The 15,600-nt window shown below is 44.7% G+C and carries 10 protein-coding genes; 5 read left to right on the top strand and 5 right to left on the bottom strand.

Translation table 11 applies throughout. The annotated features are described in order from the left end of the window. The first annotated feature begins 292 nt into the window (after positions 1-292). Positions 293-1,630: an ATP-binding protein gene (locus IXB50_RS12545; RefSeq protein ID WP_215609314.1), complete on the top strand. Its 1,338-nt coding sequence runs from the start codon at positions 293-295 to the stop codon at positions 1,628-1,630. Between the two features lie 17 nt (positions 1,631-1,647). Further along, entirely contained in the window at positions 1,648-4,935 is a 3,288-nt protein-coding gene (locus tag IXB50_RS12540; protein WP_215609313.1) for a tetratricopeptide repeat protein, read from the top strand. 24 nt (positions 4,936-4,959) lie between these two features. Here the strand turns inward: IXB50_RS12540 and IXB50_RS12535 are convergent, their stop codons facing one another. Then, positions 4,960-5,310, bottom strand: coding sequence for a hypothetical protein (locus IXB50_RS12535; RefSeq protein WP_215609312.1), 351 nt, complete (start codon positions 5,308-5,310; stop codon positions 4,960-4,962). A gap of 793 nt (positions 5,311-6,103) precedes the next feature. Here IXB50_RS12535 and IXB50_RS12530 point away from each other — a divergent pair. Beyond that, positions 6,104-6,604, top strand: coding sequence for a hypothetical protein (locus IXB50_RS12530; protein ID WP_215609311.1), 501 nt, complete (start codon positions 6,104-6,106; stop codon positions 6,602-6,604). Between the two features lie 215 nt (positions 6,605-6,819). Here the strand turns inward: IXB50_RS12530 and IXB50_RS12525 are convergent, their stop codons facing one another. Next, the gene (locus IXB50_RS12525; RefSeq protein WP_215609310.1) at positions 6,820-7,371 is read right to left on the bottom strand and encodes a Uma2 family endonuclease; all 552 of its coding nucleotides are present in this window, start codon (positions 7,369-7,371) and stop codon (positions 6,820-6,822) included. 157 nt (positions 7,372-7,528) lie between these two features. Here IXB50_RS12525 and glyS point away from each other — a divergent pair, with 157 nt between their 5' ends. Beyond that, on the top strand, positions 7,529-9,670 hold the full coding sequence (gene glyS / locus IXB50_RS12520) for a glycine--tRNA ligase subunit beta (protein WP_215609309.1): 2,142 nt from the start codon (positions 7,529-7,531) through the stop codon (positions 9,668-9,670). Positions 9,671-9,735: 65 nt separating this feature from the next. Next, the gene (murD, locus tag IXB50_RS12515) at positions 9,736-11,115 is read left to right on the top strand and encodes a UDP-N-acetylmuramoyl-L-alanine--D-glutamate ligase (protein ID WP_215609308.1); all 1,380 of its coding nucleotides are present in this window, start codon (positions 9,736-9,738) and stop codon (positions 11,113-11,115) included. Positions 11,116-11,154: 39 nt separating this feature from the next. Here the strand turns inward: murD and IXB50_RS12510 are convergent, their stop codons facing one another. The 3 genes from IXB50_RS12510 to IXB50_RS12500 form a co-directional block, all read right to left on the bottom strand. After that, positions 11,155-12,045 (bottom strand): DUF928 domain-containing protein, encoded by an 891-nt coding sequence (locus IXB50_RS12510; RefSeq protein ID WP_215609307.1) that lies wholly within the window; start codon positions 12,043-12,045, stop codon positions 11,155-11,157. Between the two features lie 91 nt (positions 12,046-12,136). Then, the gene (locus tag IXB50_RS12505; RefSeq protein WP_215609306.1) at positions 12,137-14,536 is read right to left on the bottom strand and encodes a CHASE2 domain-containing protein; all 2,400 of its coding nucleotides are present in this window, start codon (positions 14,534-14,536) and stop codon (positions 12,137-12,139) included. 14 nt (positions 14,537-14,550) lie between these two features. Then, complete coding sequence (locus IXB50_RS12500) at positions 14,551-15,570, bottom strand: DUF1822 family protein (RefSeq protein ID WP_215609305.1); 1,020 nt, start codon at positions 15,568-15,570, stop codon at positions 14,551-14,553. Positions 15,571-15,600 lie beyond the last annotated feature (30 nt).

The raw sequence follows: 15,600 nt of genomic DNA, 5'->3' as shown, positions 1-15,600 counted from the left end.
ACCCCGAAGGGCTGGGCTCAGAGCTGGGGGATGAGGGGCTAGATGAACGGTTCATTTTGCAAGCTTTTGACTCAATCTGGAGGCTTCTCTGGCAATTCTATACCCTATTGCAACGGATGAAACCCCCTGCAGCTCTTACCTGAGCTAGTATTTCAGGGACGACTAAGTAGAGTAAGTCATTTAGGTGATTTTCTAGAGTTGCTGATATATAATCTGAGCACAAATAAAATTGCTACAGAGCATATATACGTAACATAATCCGTAGAAAGCTTAAGCATCTACCCTACCAGCCATGGACTTCGACTTTCTGAAGTTTTTTGACGCTTGTGATCCAAGCAGAACCCTAATCATTGGTAATCAAGAAGATCGTCAGTACTACACAGATTTCGCATCTGTTCGAGGCGGTAAAATTATCGAGCTTGTCAAACGCACAATTTTACTCAAAGCTCGGACCAATCAGCCTACGTGTCAGCTCTTCACCGGTCACATTGGCTGTGGTAAGTCCACCGAACTACGTCGTCTCCAATCCGATTTAGAAGCCCAGGGGTTCCATGTTGTTTATTTTGAGTCCACAGAAGATTTAGATATAGCTGATGTAGATATTACAGATATATTCTTGTCGATTATTCGCCAAGTTACAGAAAGCCTTAAAAAAGTTAATATTCAGATTAAACCAAGCTATTTTCAAGAGCTTTTCAATGAAATAGCAGATTTTTTGCAAACACCTGTTGAACTCTCTTATGAAAATGAGTTTGCCTTGCCCATGGGGCTAGGTAAACTCGCAGCCCAAACAAAAGAAAGCCCAAAATTGAGAAGTCGTTTACGACAATATCTAGAACCTCGAACTAGTAATATCCTAGAGGTTTTGAATAGAGATGTTTTAGGAGTTGCTACAGAAAAGCTTAAACTGCAAGGGAAACAAGGCCTTGTGGTAATTATCGATAATTTAGATCGCATTGATAACCGATCTAAATTTGGCGGTGCTCGAACTCAACCCGAATACTTATTTGTAGATCGAGGTGATCAATTACGCCAACTCAACTGCCACGTGGTATATACCATTCCACTAGTGCTGTTGTTTTCCAATGAATACCAAGCCTTGACTAACCGCTTTGGAGGTGGAGTTAAGCCCCACGTATTACCCATGGTGCCCGTTCTAAATCGAGATCAAAGTAGTCATGATCAAGGATTGGCATTATTACGACAGATGGTGATGGCAAGGGCCTTTCCAACGACTGAACCAGAAGAGCGTTTGGAGCATATCCTGAGAATTTTTGATAGCCAGGAGACCTTGGATCGTCTTTGTTGTGTGAGTGGAGGGCATATCCGTACCCTGTTAGGCATTTTATATCGATGCTTACAGGAAGATGATCCACCCATTTCTCGAGATTGTTTGGAGCGCGCTATTCGAGAGCATCGAGACGGTTTAACATTAGGCATTACCGATGACGAATGGGAACTACTGCATCAGGTTATCCAGCAGCAAACTGTAAGAGGAGAAGAAGGACACCAAACCCTATTGCGTAGTCTGTTTGTCTTTGAATATTATGATGAACAGGGTCGTTGGTTTGACATTAACCCAGCGCTACGAGAAACCGAAAAATTTCGTCAGTTCAATGGAAATTCGTAACCTCCCTCTAGATAGCCATGGTTGATGCTCTTCCTAGACAGATACTATCCCCTGAAAATCAGCGATCGCTCAAGAGTTTGCAGCGAGCTATAGTGTTGTCTAGTGGACGGCGGTTTTCCCTGATTTTGGTCCATTGCAATTATGCTCACCTGCAAGCACAAATCATGGAGCGGTTGTACCAGGACACCACGATTACGATGCGAGAAATAGCGATTGCAACTGACTCCCATACGTTATTTACCGCCATCAAATCAGAACTAGAGGATGATGTACCTCAGGTCTTAGTCATTACCGAACTGGAGAAAAACAAAAACCTAGAAACACTGTTATTAGCTGCCAACCAGGTACGGGACACATTCAGGAAGCAGTTTATTTGTCCATTAGTCTTGTGGGTTACCGATGATGTGCTGAGTCAAATGGTGCGTCTAGCCCCTGATTTTTACAGCTGGGCCACCAGTCCAATTACATTTCAACTGTCATCATCAGAATTGCAAAAGTTTCTACAACAGCAAACTGATCAATTATTTGCTAATTTGCTCAATTCCACTGGTGATGTATCCGTTGATGATCTATTACAAACTACAGAGCGTGCCCTCTCTCCCAGAGAAGTCAAAGCCGCTCGACAAGATTTACAAACTCAGCAAACAGCATTAGCTCCTGATTTAGAAGCTAGCCTACAGTTTGTTCTGGGTCAGGAAAGCCACAACAGAGGAGATTTTCAGGCGGCAATTGAAAAATATCAGACAAGCTTACGGTTCTGGCAAGAGAATAATCTTTTAGAACAACATTTAGAGCGGCAGGGACTTTTACTGCTGTGCCTTGGTCGTAGTTATCTGGCTTGGGGGGAGTCAGAATCAGTGGCCAATGAATCCTACTTCTTAACAGCTAACCATCACTTGCAAGACTGTTTGGCTACCTTTGATGCTGCTAATCGCCCTGATTTAAGGGCAAAATTCATTAGCTATCGAGGAGATGCTCTAAAACATCTGAAACGATGGGATGAGTTGCAAACTCTATTAAATGAAGCACAAGCATTACATAGGACTTATCCTGACACTGTTGAGCAAGCTAAGGTAAGTGGATTGTTAGTAGAAATCGCTTTGCAGTATACCAAAAACTATACTGATGCGATCCAACATGGAGAACATGCACTCCAGCTACTAGCAAACAAGCCTGATCAGAGGTTAATGCAAAGTCGCTATAGTCTTTTACTGGCAGAGGCATTACAAAAATCACAACAACCTCAAACCGCAATTAGTGTCCTCTGTCAGGCTCGTGACCATTTCAAGCCCAAGGACAAAACTCATCGTTATATTAAACAAGATCCTCAGCTTTATATCCAGATTCTGGAAAAGCTAAGAAATTTATATTTTGACCAAAAAAAATACCGCGAAGCATTTTACTGCAAGCGTGTACAACTGGTGATTGAAAGTCAGTATGGTTTGCGTGCCTTCATCGGAGCAGGTCGTTTACGCCCTAACCGTCAGACAAATGTAAATGCTAGTTCTTCAGGCACAATTGCAGAAGAAATTGCTGCGTCTGGACGTCAGAAGGATGTAGAGCGTTTGAAGGAACGTATTTTTCGCGATGATTATGTTTTAACCATTCTCCATGGTCAACTAGGAGTTGGTAAAAGTTCACTAATTCAAGCCGGGTTAATTCCTGCTCTAGAAGAAGAAACTATCAATGCACGAGATATGCTGGTTGTTCTTTTACGGAGATATCTGAATTGGGAATATAAACTCAAAGAGAATTTAGATTCGCAACTCCAGAAGTTACCTTATAAAACATCTGATACATCTTCATCCAATCAAACTCTATTGGAACAGCTTCAAGAGATTCAATATCATAACCTTCAAACTGTTCTAATTTTTGACCAGTTTGAAGAATTTTTCGTTAATCAGCCAGATAGTTCAAAACGCAAAGCATTTTTCACTTTTTTGAGTCATTGCCTTAAGATTCCATTTGTCGAAGTCGTTCTATCTCTGCGAGAAGACTATCTTCATCATTTACTAGAATGGGAACGATATAAAGATCTTGAATGTATCAATACTAACGTTCTAAACAAACACCATCGTTATGAACTCGAAAACTTTTCCATCAAAAGTGCTCAGGCAGTAATTCAAGGACTCACTAATCGTTTTCAACTTGCCTTAGAACCTAAATTGATTGACTGTTTAGTAAAGGATCTAGCTGGAGACTCTAAGCAAGTACGACCTATTGAGCTACAGGTTGTAGGAGCACAACTACAGGAAGAAAAGATCAGAACGTTTAATCAGTACATAGCTTTAGGTGACAATCCCAAAGAAGTTTTAGTACAAAACTATCTGGAAGGAGTAATTCGAGATTGTGGCCCAGAGAATAGACAAGCTGCTGAGCTGATCTTATTTGTGCTGACTGGGGAAAATAATACTCGGCCTTCTAAGACCCGTGAAGAGCTTGAAACGGATCTAAGTGACTTAAAAAGAGATCTACTTCCAGAAGCTGAAAAACTAGATTTTATTTTAGAAATATTTAAAGAGTCAGGTTTAGTATTCTTACTGCCTGAAAGTCCTTCGGATCGCTACCAATTAGTCCATGACTACTTGGTAGAGTTTATCCGGCGACAACAGCCTCGGATTGCTAAGCTAGCTAAAGAGCTCGAAGATAAGAAAGTTGAACTTGAAATTGCACACCTTGAAAAAGAGAATGCAGAAAGTCAGCAAAGAGTGATTGAGAAAAGACAACAGCAAACTGAAGCAGAACTAATGATAGAAAAAACTCATAAAGGTAGGCTATTATTTTTTAGTCCACTTCTCTTAGTGTTTTTCATTACTGCTTCTTATCTAATATTCAGAATTCAAAATCAACACTTTAAAAGAAAAGAGCAGATAAAGAACAAGGTTCTCACAAATCTGATAGCATCTCAGGCTCATGATGAAATTGAAAAACACAGAGAAAATGCAAAGAAATTATTGGCTGACGGGAGAAATGATGAGGCTCTCGAAAATATTCTTTATGCTGGTTCTTCTCTAAGCAGTCGCTTTGACTTCAAAGACAATTTTTTTGTTGTAGAAAACTCTGAATACATCATTGAAGAAACAATGCTGACTTTTCAAAATATTTTGATTGGAATAACTGCTAAAGAAGAAGATTTAAGTGTAACGATAGCAAAGACAGAAGAATTTTTAAGGAATCCAGGTTATCTAACAAGTGAGGAACAATACGATCTTCTTAGTGATCTTATGAAAGTAGGATGCACCTATACAGATGAGAAGAAACTTGATTCTTCAGAGTTGAAGCAGATATGTGGTTATAATTTATGAGAAGCTTTTGGCTTTCTAAGCGTATTACTCTCCTGCATTGGATAGGTTGGCAAGAGCTCTCTCATATTCTTCTTCTGTTTTTACGTCCATTACACCATCATTATCAAAATCCCAGTCTTCTCGATAGCAACTAGGTTTCCCAAAAGGAAAAAATGGTACTTCAATATAATGATTGCAAAGGATGCCTAATGTCCATTTGTTACACTCTTTTGCACATTCTCTAATTGTATCTTCCTGAGCAGAAGTAGCTTGAGCTACTTCTGCTGTTTTCAAAGGTTCATTGGCTCGATATGTCTGAAAACTGCTAGTACTCATAGTAAATGCTATAAGTACTCCACAAACAACAGAAATTAAAAACAAAAGTCTTTTAGTCATGACGAGGAACGTGTAAACAACCAATTGCTAATTCGTTTTTCTAGAAAGGAATATCCTGTCCGGACTAATTAAATCGACTTTTTTTGATTTTTAATTTTCTTTAGACAGAACTTTCCAAAAACGCTACTAATTAAGACTTGATAGCTTTTGGATAAAAAATAGTCAGCAATTGAATTCTGGCAACTTTCAATCAAAGATCCAGATATTCAAATAGCTGTAGGCATTGTGCCAACGCCTTTAGGGAATTAGCTAAATTGCTGACTAGAGGATCATTTTTTAGCAATTTCAGCCATGTTTGCTTAGAGAAGCTTGCCCAATCAATTTGCGTTAGACATTAGTGTTATTCCTGATGAGAGGGGACACTTTTTCGGCTGTACACTCTCATCCAGACTTACCTCTTGAGTAAATTGATATCCATGCTTGTAGTATCTAACTCAATTTGCCTATGGAGATTGTCAATCCTACAAACACCAGAATCTCTCCTGAAAACAAGGTTTCTCAATGCTTATCGGTTTTTACTGAAGTCAGTTAGTTCTGGGTAAAAGCAAGGCATACTCAGCTACTTAGCTGAGTTTCCTTTTGCAGGTAACTTTTTCCACTGATTAAAGCTGAATAGTCAACTATTCCTTAAAGTGGCATACTGCAACCTACAATCATCCTGATCTGCATCTCAATAGAATGAAAAGCTTGCGTACTAGGCTTTTGATGTTTCCTGGATACCTCAGCAAGGTACTCAATCAAACTATTAAGCTTGTACACTAATCAGGAGCGGCTTGCCCGCACAGGCATCTCAATGGATACAATACGGCAGTTCAACGCAAACCCTAAAAGTGCAGATACATCACAGCTGACTGAAACCATCAACCCATTGACAGCACGGCAAAACCAATCGCTAAAAAGTTTGGCTAGGACACTTTCCTTGTCAGCCCATCGGTTTACATTAATTCTGGTACGCAGCAATCAGCCAGGATCGTTAGACAACGTATTTCAACAGCTGAATGAGCATTACTCAGTTCAGCCTCGTATCCTATATCTACCAGAAAATTCTAGAAGTCTCTTCTCAGCGATTCAATCTGTTAGCCTGACATTTCAAGGCTTAATGGTAATCGGCTTAGATGACATTAGCGATCTAGATGAATTTTTAATTACCACCAACCAGATGCGAAACGAATTTCGCCATCAGTTTCATTTCCCCGTAGTGTTATGGGCTAATGACGAAACCATTGGCAAGCTTGTTAAACTCGCTCCAGACTTTTACAGCTGGGCCAGTGGCCCCATAAACCTGGATTGCTAGTTGGCAACCTTATGCCTAAGTTAGGTCACTGGATTTTCTGAAATAGAAAACACCACAAGCCGATTTCAGTCTGGCAGAATAGTGGCTATGAGCCCAGCGAAGTTCTGCCGAAGAAAATGGCTAGAGGCGATATTTTTCTAGTTCAGTTACCGGTTTCCGATCAGCGAGAAGAAAAAGGAAAACGTCCCGCCATTGCAGTACAGTTTGATCAAAAATTAGTCTGGAATGCAAACTAATTTTTGAACCTCAATGGCCACATTGGGAAACGATCTTGGATAAATAACTCCATTGCTGACAGTAGTTTGATTTAAAAAATCATCGTCTTTTAAGTCTCTGAATACCGTCATTTGCCTCTTTTTGACATCAATCACCCAGTACTCTGCGATGCCGGCTGAGGCGTAGAGCTTTCGTTTGGTATTCAAATCGTGGGTTAGCGTAGTGTCTGCAATCTCAACTAACCAATAAATATCGTCTGGATAAGGATGATGCTTTAGATAACGAGTATCGGGTGGATGCACAACGGCAATATCTGGCTGTGGCTCAGAGTCAGTTAGGGTAATGGGATGGGCTTCAAACACGTCTGCTTTACCCTGCATTATTTCTCGTAAATAATTGACACCTCGATGGTTGATAAACCGATGAAACTCTCCTTCTGGTGCCATGTCCCAAATTTCTCCCTGGATGAGTTCACAGCGACGCTGGTCAAGAATACCTAGATTGCGCATTCGCTGATAGTCTGCGACTGACCATTTAGTTAGTGTTTGCATGACCTGAACCCTCCATTACTTGCCAACCATTCTATTGGTATCCTAATTTTGCAGCCAGCTAAGCCGATGTTGACTGAGCGAAGTCGAAGTCAACGTTCCACAAACCCTCATTCCTGCCATAATACTAAGGTTTTGACTCAACCTTTTTAGCGCACCCATGGCGACCTTCTTACTCGAAGTCGGTACCGAAGACCTGCCGGCCAGCTTTGTCGGCGATGCCCTTAACCAATGGAAAGCAAAAATTCCAGCGGCCTTAGGGGAGCAACTGCTTAGCCCGGACAGTATCGAAATCTACGGCACCCCGCGTCGCCTGGCCCTGGTGCTGAATGGCATACCGGAACGCCAGCCAGACCGGGAAGAAGAAGCGAAAGGTCCGTCGGTTAAAGCGGCGTTTAAGGATGGTGAACCCACCAAGGCGGCGGCAGGGTTTGCCCGTTCCCGTGGGGTGACGGTGGATGATTTTGAAATTCGGGACACGAAGAAGGGGAAGTTTATCTTCGTCACCCAGAAAATTGCTGGGCGAGCGGCCACTGATATTTTGACTGAGCTGATTCCCCAGTGGATCTTGGGCTTGGAGGGTAAACGGTTTATGCGCTGGGGCGATGGCGACCTGAAGTTTCCCCGTCCCGTGCGCTGGTTGGTGACACTGATGGATGATCAGGTGTTGCCCATTACCCTGGCCAATGGGTCTGAGGTGTGCGTGAGCGATCGCACCACCCAGGGCCACCGCGTCCTCCACCCCGAACCCATCACCCTCAAGCATGCCACCGGCTACGTCGAGGCGATGACGTCCATCTATGTAGATGTGGACCCAGAAGAGCGCCGTAAAAAAATCGTCGCCCAGGTCAAAAAAGCAGCTAAGACGGTTAAGGGTAAAGCCATCGTTAATCCAGAGCTGCTGGACGAAGTGATCAACCTGGTGGAATGGCCCACCGCTGTAGTTGGCAAATACGACGAGGAGTTTCTAGAACTGCCTTCTGAAGTGGCCATTACCGAGATGGAAAGCCACCAGCGCTACTTCCCCCTCAAGTCTGGCGACAGCCTGCTGCCTAATTTCATTACCATTTCTAACGGCGACCCAGCCAAGTCCGACATTATTGCCGAGGGTAATGCGCGGGTGATTCGTGCCCGTCTATCGGACGGTATGTTCTTCTTTAATGCCGACCGTACCCAGACTCTGGCAGATTACCTACCTAAACTAGAGATGGTTACCTTTGAGGAACGGCTGGGGTCCATGCGTCAGAAAGTGGATCGGATTGTGGGTGTGGCAGGTGCGATCGCAACCCAACTCAGCTTAGACACCCCCCAAACCGACCTGATCAACCGGGCAGCCCTCCTGTGCAAAGCCGACCTCGTCACCCAGATGGTGGGCGAATTCCCCGAACTCCAGGGCATCATGGGCGAAAAATACGCCCGTAATAGCAAAGAACCTGAGTCAGTCGCCACTGCCATCTCTGAACATTACCTACCCAAAGGGGCAGGGGACAGTTTGCCCCAATCTCTCACCGGACAGGTTGTTGGTCTGGCCGACCGTCTTGACACGATGGTAAGCATCTTTAGCCTGGGCATGAAACCTACGGGTTCCTCTGACCCCTTCGCCCTGCGGCGGGCTGCTAACGCGGTTGTCAGCATCATCTGGAGCGGAGGATTAGACCTTAATCTGACTGAATTAATCACAGAAATCACCACGACTTTCGCAGCTGACCGTGACGGTGTGAACGTAACTGAACTACGACAGGAGCTAGAATCCTTCTTTGAGCAACGCGTACGCACCTTGCTCCAAGATGACGAGGCCATCGACTATGACCTGATCAATGCCGTAGTGGGCGAAGAAGACCCCGACTATCGAGCCAGGGTACTGAGTAATTTGTTGGATGCCCGCGATCGAGCCCGCTTCCTTCAAGAAATTCGCACCAACGGGACCCTGGCTAGCGTCTATGAAACCGTCAACCGTGCCTCCAAGCTCGCGACGAAGGGCGAACTTGACACCACCAGCCTGGACCCATCAGGCATCGTCGATCCAGACCTCTTCCAGTCCCCTGCTGAGCAAGCCTTCCACAAGAGCCTGCAACAGCTAGTCCCCCAAACCGAAGCGGCCCAAGCCGAGCGCAACTACCAAAAGCTGATTGACGGTCTCAAAAAGGCCGCCCCTGTCGTCGCTGAGTTCTTTGATGGGGATAACAGCGTCATGGTGATGGACGATGATGCCGCTATTCGCAAGAATCGCTTGAACCTGCTTGGTCTGTTACGTAACCATGCCAGGGTGCTGGCAGACTTTGGGACAATTGTTAAAGGTTAAGCCCCACTCCCTACTCCCCCGGTTAATCTGCTACATTTACTGACCTGGGTAGTAGGGAATTAATCATGGAATCAGCCAATCTAGGTCAACCCGAGTCTCAGCCTACTGCCTATGTAATTGGCCTGGGGCTATCTGGGGTGGCCGCCGCACGGCTATTAAAGCAGGAAGGATGGGATGTGGTCGTTAGCGATCGCAACAACGGCGAACGCCAACTCGTCCAGCAACAAACCCTGGCAGCAGAAGGCATTGAGGTCAAACTAGGGCATACATTCTCTGGCGACGATCCCATGGATTTAGCTGTGGCCAGCCCCGGAGTCCCCTGGGACTTACCAGGTCTGGTCAAGGCCAGAGAGAAAGGCATCTGCACCATTGGTGAGATGGAACTCGCCTGGCGAGCCCTCAGTCACCTACCCTGGCTTGGCATCACTGGCACCAATGGGAAAACCACCACCACTGAGCTAGTCGCCGCCATCTTCAAAGCGACGAATCTCAATGCTCCCGCTTGTGGCAATATCGGTTATGCCGCCTGCCAAGTTGCCCTAGACCCCGAACCCGACTGGGTGATTGCAGAACTCAGCAGCTACCAAATCGAAGCCGCCATTGGCCCCAAACCGAAAATCGGCATTTGGACCACCTTCAGCCCCGATCATCTCAGCCGTCACAAAACCATTGAAAACTACTACGCCATCAAAGCGGCATTGCTAGAGCGTAGTGAAAAGCGCATCCTCAACGGTGATGACGCCTATCTAAGAGAGACCCTGGCAAACCAATGGGACAACAGCTATTGGACCAGTATTGATGGCCCCAACGCCATCGCCCCCCTCATCCCCAGTACTTATATTGACCAACATGGCTGGGTGGTACACCAGGGTGAACAGGTCCTCATGGCCAATAGCCTCAAAATGGTCGGTCGTCACAACTTACAAAATCTCTTAATGGCCGTCGCCGCTGCCAAATTAGCCGGTATTCCTAATGCCGCCATTGCCATCGCCATCGAGAATTTTTCTGGTGTTACCCACCGACTAGAACATGTCATCACCTGGGAAGGTGTTGACTTTATTAATGACAGCAAAGCCACCAACTATGACGCAGCAGAAGTGGGGCTTAGGTCAGTCAATGGACCCACTATTTTGATCGCAGGTGGTGCCTCTAAAGAAGGCGATGATAATGCTTGGCTAGATCGGATCAAAGAAAAAGCCGCCCAGGTTCTTCTGATCGGTGATGCTGCCCCCATATTTAGCCAACGCCTGATCGATGTGGGCTATGGTCGCTTTGAAGATGTCGGCACCATGGAAAATGCTGTTAAACGGAGTAAAGAGATTGCCCTGGGACTCAAGGCAAAAGTTGTTCTCCTGTCTCCCGCCTGTGCCAGCTTTGATCAATACGCCAACTTCGAAGCCCGTGGTGATGACTTTAAAAACCAATGCGAGAGATTTTTGAAATAACCTTTTAGTGGCAGTGCATGCAGTGCCACTAAAAGGTTGTTAATTCCCAGATAAGTCCAATGAAACAGTTGTGTCGCAACATTCAAGTAGTGGGACTTCGGCAATGTCTTGCAAATCAATAGTTGCCAACAGGTTCTGCCAGTTGAATTTAGCAATATTATTTTGTGGTTCCGCTCGATAAAGTTCACCTAAAGTTGTTAACGTCTCTTGCCAGATACCATTATCAGCATAGGCTGAGGCTTTCTCTAGCGTTGATGCATTTTCTAGGCGAGCCTCTAAGTTTCCAGAAATATTGGTTCTAGCAATCCAGCCATGGACATGATCTGAAATGGTCTGGGTAGATGAATTGCAATATACCGAAAAATACCATTGATAAGATGTGCCAATACTGAGTGGGGGCGACATTTCAGGTAGGGAGAATTTTATAATACCTGGCTTATCAGTATTAAAGATGTATTTAGTCTGATAAACTTTGTTGCCTTCTTCATTTTCTAAGACAAATTCTAGGGCAATATCGTCATCTAATGCATAGGGAATATGAAACCAGAAAGATGGATATGCCTCTGTTGTAAGGCTCAATTCTGGTTTGCTGGAAGATGCTTCAGTAGCTGGCACAAGGGCAATTAACTTATTGGTTAAAGACGGCTCACCAGGGATTGCACAACCACGGCTAGCACCTCCGTAGCGATTGCCACTACGAGGACGATCACGATCGGTCAACACGGGAGGAGTAAATTCAATTGTTGATGTAATCGTATTGCTAGCAAAAAGTCGATCAGCAGTGCTATAGCCATTAGTCACATGAGTGAAAAATGGGTTATTTCCCGATACTGTTGGCAAAGCTGAGGCAGCTTCTGAAAGCCCATTGCCCCCAATAATATTGAGTGTGCTTGCACACATTAAAACAACAATTCGACTAAGTAATTTCATGATTTTCATGGATGATAGGTACATTACTTTGTGGGTGTTGTTGATCCTCGGGATGACTTCAGCTGTAAGATGCCGTCAAATAGTAATAGCTCTAGATCGGTTCGTCCTTTAAGTCAGCAATCGTATTCTGTGTTTGCCAAACGATCGCACCTGCCATACTTATAACAATTGAAACCGCAGCTCCCCCCCAAGGTAACCAATACCCCAGTTGCACAAGACCTAACCAGCACAGTCCAAACAAGCTTAATTCAAGCATAAGTCCTCCCATTAGTAGCCAATATAGGTAGAATTTTGCACGGGGTCTAATTCCATAGACTATCCCACAGACCAGACCACTACCAGCAGCCCCCCAACTAACTATCCATAGAATATCTGCCCATTCTGGCCAGGTTTGGATTAATGGACGCCTGTCTAGTATGGCACTCAATAATTGACTAACCATGTGAGCCTGCATAAAGACGCCTGCTGTGTCCTGCTCACCCTTTATTGTTTTATAGCTGTAGGGGGTGAGCCAATAGTCACCCATGCTACTCGCGGTGGTTCCAATCAAAACGATGCGATCGCGAATTAGAGCTGCATTGACTCGGTCTTCTAAAATATCGCTCAGAGTTACTTGAACTGCTATTTGATCGAGAGATGGTAAATTTCGATAATTTAATAAAACTTGATGGCCACCCGCATCCACGCCTTGATAGCCCCCAAAGTTAGGGGCTAACGGTTTAAAGATCACATCTTCGACTTGTAAATAACCGTTAGAAGAGGCCGTTGGTTCAAGGCCTTCCTGGGCTAGATACCGTAGGGCAAGTAATGTACTCAACCCATATCCTGCCTGACAGGGAGATACGGGCTCAGGTGTTAGTGCCAGCAGATGACGACGCAAAATACCATCAGAATCAGTAACAAAATCACTAAAGCCTATGCGCTCATTGGGCACTTCTAAAGGCGGTGCAATACCGGGAATATTCTTATCCGCACTGCTGGTTTTACAGGTAACCAATAATTTATTGTTGGTTTGCAACTGGTTTACTAGCCTAGGCTGATGGCGACTCACTGGAAAATCTCGATAGATATCAAGTCCGATGACTCGGGGCTCCATGGGTTCTAGCTTTTCTAATAAAGCTGATAAGGCTTCATCAGACAAAGAACCTCGTCTATATTCAGCATCCTGGGCCTGAATATCAGTTTCTGTGATGGTAATGATCAAAATACGAGAATCTGGTAATTCGCGGGGGCGAAGTTGCATGAGCTGATCGAGTGCCCATAGGTTCCAGTTTTGAAAGATACCTATTTGACGTAATCCCAGGAGAATAAAGCTGACAACAGCAGTGATCAAACTAGCACCCAAGACTACTTGCCAACTGCTTTTAGATAATGGTTTAACAATGGGTTCGCTGGTAATATTTGTTAAAGTTGACCACGTTGGTGGCAGCTCAGCTGGATTTTGGCAAATAATTGGCAACCATGTCGCACAGGGATAATAATCTTCCAACCCTTGTAGTTTTTCCCTTGCTTCTCGCACCGCTAAATAAAATGTCTCCTTACGAGCAAAAGCTTCCAGAAAGGCTTTTAGAAACTCATGGGCGACTCGGTCAGGGACAGGTTCTCGCATGACCAGTACCTGGGGAATATGGAGATCTGACAGTGCTTGAGCCAGTCCTAATCCATCGCAGGAATTAAACAGTGCTATTTTTAAGCCCCGCTTGATGGCTTTTGTTAGGGCGTGTTTTAATTCAGGAATGGTTAGACTGTCGGTGGGATTAAGTGATAACTGTCCAATGGATTTAACTGGAGAATTCGTCTGGCTAGTGCTGTGCCCAGCAAAAAAGAGAATATCCCATCCCTGGGGCTCCCACAGGTATGTCGTTAGTTGCTGTCGATTGGGTTCTACCAAAAACTGTATGTCAGCATTAGGTAAGTGATTCAACAAGGCTTGATCGGTTTGAATGTCAATTCCCTGGCTGTGGCCAAAAATGGCTAGAATCCTGACTTGCTGACGGTTAATGGGCTGCGGAGGAATGCTTTCATAGGTGGGAGCGCTGAGGGCAATTTCGGCTTTGGGGTAGCGATCGCAAATATCCCAGGTATGCCATGGCAATTGCTGCACCAGGGTTTGCTGGGTCTGTAGGATAATACGAACTTGATCTTGTAGCGTTAATTGCTCAAGTAATTTATCCCATAGGGGACGAAAGGTCTCTGCCTTCAGCCAACGATTAAACTCTTCAGTTAATTCTTGTGCAACAACAGAACAATCTTCCACCCTAGAAATATTTTTGGCAAATCCTTCTTTTCTGGCCTCCAGGCGGTAGGGCAGTCCCAGTCGTCTGTAGGCCGTCTGCCAGCGTTGCAAAATCTGCCGTAGCCTAGACGCAGGCGGCAAAGAACCGGTTAGTTCAGCAGTTGGTCGATAAACAGCATCACTAATTTGAAGAATGACAGAAAAACCTGTATCAAGGCTACCGTCTCCTAATTTTAGGATAACCAATTTCTCCATGGCCAGAGCCTGCATCAAACAACAAATTCTTCAGCATAGTGGGCCTCATCAAGACGAATGCGAACCTTAAAGTGCTCACCAGATGTACCATTGAACTTTAACTGAACACATTCATCCGTTTGTCTAGATTGGGCATCCATAAATACAATACCTGATGGTTCTAATACGGCCAATTCAAGATCAGAGGGTAGATAAGGATTTTCTCCAGCAGGGTAAACCTGTAAACTTATACAAGTTTTACCAGATGTTTCTGCTTTTAACTCCACCACCAGCACAATCTTCTGGCTACCTAGCTGTACCACTAAATCGATCAGCTTTGCCCGTCTTACATCCCCCTCAGTTTCAGTGGATGTAACATCAGCGAACGTATCTACATCAGACTGTCTAAATCCGTAGGCCAATGATAGACGATCAGAGTTAAGTAGCGTGCCCACTGATTGCCAACCTATGTCAAAGGTCTGCTCGAACCATCGGCTTAAATTAACAATAGTGCCAGCGACATCTGACACATCCGCTTCTGGCATGTCAGATGATTTCACTGCCTTGGACTGCTTTAAATGGTGTAAGTGCTCTAATAATGATTCAAGGGTATTGAGCTCAGACAGCGGTATTTCTTCCTGAGTTGCAACGGAAGTAAACCCTAGCAACTGTGCAGTCTGCAGTTGCTCATCAATTTCAACCACAACGTATCCTACCCGTAAGTTCCAAACTTCAGGAGGGACAAAACAGGTTTGAGCCGTCATGCTAACTGGACGACACTCTAGTTTTCCAATGCCTGGTAAAGATAAATCGGCTACATTTGCCATTATTCGCATAACAGGATTCCAACTATAACTCTGTTCAAGATCTGTCGGAATTCCCATCATCTGACAATAATCATGGGTTACCCAAACAGCCAGTGTATTGAGTTGCACTTGTTTTATCTTCTCTGATGTGGGTTGCACTTCCGCAAATTGTCGAGCAATGCAACGCGCCATTTCTGGAATAGGGAGTTGAAGCCCTGAGAATTTGCCCTTGCCTAACGGATTACTCATCGTCTATTTCTCCTAAGTAGCCTGATGTGA

Origin of the sequence: Leptothoe spongobia TAU-MAC 1115 (assembly GCF_018739885.1) — a bacterium.
In the GTDB taxonomy this organism is placed as follows: Bacteria; Cyanobacteriota; Cyanobacteriia; order Phormidesmidales; family Phormidesmidaceae; genus Leptothoe; species Leptothoe spongobia.
This window is presented reverse-complemented; position numbering and strand designations above follow the sequence as displayed.